This window comes from Caldovatus sediminis (assembly GCF_014644455.1).
Classification (GTDB): Bacteria; Pseudomonadota; Alphaproteobacteria; order Acetobacterales; family Acetobacteraceae; genus Caldovatus; species Caldovatus sediminis.
Genome location: NZ_BMKS01000019.1, coordinates 1 through 2,474, shown reverse-complemented (window position 1 = coordinate 2,474; position 2,474 = coordinate 1). Strand labels below are relative to the sequence as shown.

The following is a 2,474-nucleotide window of genomic DNA, read 5'->3' as shown; positions in this document are numbered from 1 at the left end:
GCTGTTCCTGCACGCCGACACCGCGCTGGCGCCGGGCTGGACAGCGGCCGTCGCCGGCTTCGTCGCCGACCCGGCCAACGCGGGACGCGCCGCCTATTTCCGCTTCGCCCTCGACGATCCCGGGCCGCAGGCCCGGCGGCTCGAGCGCCTGGTGGCGTGGCGCTGCCGGGTGCTCGCCTTGCCCTACGGCGATCAGGGGCTGCTGATCGCCCGCCGGCTCTACGATTCGGTCGGCGGCTACCGGCCCGACCTGCCGCTGATGGAGGACGTGGACCTGGTCCGCCGGCTCGGGCGCCGGCGCCTCGCCCCCCTCGACGTGGCGGCGGTGACCTCCGCGGCGCGCTGGCGGGCGCAGGGGTGGCGGCGCCGCTCGGCGCGCAACCTCGCCTGCCTCGCGCTGTGGTTCGCCGGCGTGCCGGCGCGCCGCATCGCCGCACTCTACGGGCGATGACGGGCGGGCCGCGGGCGGCGGCGGGGCACCGCGACCGCCGGCCGGTGCTGGTGGTGTTCGCCCGCGCGCCCCGGCTCGGCACGGTGAAGCGGCGGCTGGCGCGCGACATCGGCGCGCTGGCGGCGCTGCGCTTCCACCGCGCGAGCCTCGCCGCGACGCTGCGCCGGCTCGGGCGCGACCGGCGCTGGCGCTGCCTGGTCGCGCTTACCCCGGACCACGCGGCCCGGCGCTGGGGGCCGCTCGCGCCGGGGCGGGAGCCGCCGCGCGTGCCGCAGGGCCACGGCGACCTCGGCGCGCGCATGGCGCGGGCGATGCGGCCGCACCGCCCGCGCGTGGTGCTGGTCGGCTGCGACGTCCCGGACCTCGGCGCGGGCGACGTGGCGGCGGCGTTCCGCGCGCTCGCCGGCGGCGCCGACGCAGTGTTCGGGCCGGCGGAGGACGGCGGCTACTGGCTGGTGGGTTTCGGCGCGCGCCGCCCGCCGCGGCCCTTCGCCGCGGTGCGCTGGTCCGGCACCCACGCGCTGTCCGACACGCTCGCCAACTGCGCCGGGCGGCGCGTCGCCCTGCTGCGCCGCCTGCGCGACGTGGACACGGCGGCGGATCTCCGCGCCCTGCGGCGGGGGACCGCCCTCCCCTGAGCCGCCGCGGCTGCGGCGCCTCGACCCGCGCCCTCTCGCGATGGCGGCGGCGCCGCCAGGGAACCATTCCGGCTCGCGCCGCCGCGCGGGTCACGCCACCGGGCGGTCGCGCTGACGCGACTTGCCGCCGCGGCGCGCGGCGCCGAGGCTGCGGCGCGGCGCGATGCGGAGGAGACCGATTGGTGCGCGGCACGTTGCTCCGGCACGGATGGCGAACCGGCCCGACCCTCGCGGCCCCGACGCGGGCGGCGCTGCGACTGCTCCTGATGCTCCTGCCCGCCGCGGGGGGTTGCGCCGGAGCGCCAGAAGCGGGGCGCGATACGGGCGACGCCGCGATGGCCTCGACCGCAGCCATGGCGGAACGCCTGCCGTCCGAGCTCCTCGGCCTGCGCCGCTACGCCACCGAGCGCTTCGTCCTGCCGCGTCTCGGCTCCGGCCTCGCCATCCGCTACGCGCCGGAATCCGGCGGCGCGCTCGCCTCGGTCGTGCTGGTCGCGCGCGACGAGTCGGGCATCGCCGGCGACGACCCGCGCCAGCCCGCCGCGGAGGAGGAGTTCGGGCGCATGTTCATCGAGACGCTCGGCCTCGCCCATCCGGCGGCGCCACGGCACGGCACGCAGCAGCCGGAGGAGCAGTTCCTCGTGGCGCTGCACGGCCAGCCGCTGGTGCGCTGCGCCGCGCTGTCCGAGGCCGCGGCGGACGGGCAGCGGCTGAACGGGCTGCGCTGCCTCGGGGTCGCGCAGGCGCGCTTCATCCGCGTCTTCCTAACCACCACCCCCGGAACGCTCGGCCTGCGCGAAGCCGCCGGCTTCGCCGCCCTGGTCACCGCGCTGCTGCAGGACGGCGCGGCCGCGTCCGGGGATCCGGGAGCGGCGCCGGCCGCGCCCCCGGCGGAGGGCCCCGCCGCCCCCGGCCCGGCGTTGACGCCCGGCGCGGACGACGGGCCGTGGGAGCGCGGGCAGCGGCCGCTGCTGCAGGGCCGCGGACCGGTCTACCGCATCTGAGCCGCATCGCGGCCCGGCATCGGCGCGGCGCCGGGCGATCGGCGGACCTGTGCCATGATCGCGAGGCGATGGCGGTGATGAGGGTGGGCTGGCTGGCGAGGGGGTTCCAGGCGTCGGCGCCGGCATCGAGGATGGCGTCCGGGGGTCGTGGCCGCAGCTGGCGGGCTCGTTCGCCCGGAGCGGGGCCCGGATGGTCGTGACGGGGTTCCGTTCCGACTGTTATCCGACACCGTGATCTAGCTGTCGCTGCCAAGGAGGTTGTCGCTGGTCAGTCGGCTGATGGGCGGCCTTCCGGCGAGCGCGGAGTGCGGCCTGAGGCTGTTGCGGCGGCAGAGCCAGGCGGGCATGGCGCGCGCCCTCTCGGCGGAGGTGTGGAAGGGG

General features: G+C 78.8%; 3 protein-coding genes. All 3 read left to right on the top strand.

The window, feature by feature from the left end; translation table 11 throughout:
- The coding region (locus IEX99_RS19935; RefSeq protein ID WP_456304532.1) for a glycosyl transferase family 2 at positions 1-451 on the top strand (451 nt) is incomplete at its 5' end.
- Complete coding sequence (locus IEX99_RS19930; protein WP_188903578.1) at positions 448-1,089, top strand: TIGR04282 family arsenosugar biosynthesis glycosyltransferase; 642 nt, start codon at positions 448-450, stop codon at positions 1,087-1,089. The genes IEX99_RS19935 and IEX99_RS19930, both read left to right, overlap by 4 nt.
- Positions 1,090-1,424: 335 nt before the next feature.
- Complete coding sequence (locus IEX99_RS19925; protein WP_188903576.1) at positions 1,425-2,093, top strand: hypothetical protein; 669 nt, start codon at positions 1,425-1,427, stop codon at positions 2,091-2,093.
- Positions 2,094-2,474 lie beyond the last annotated feature (381 nt).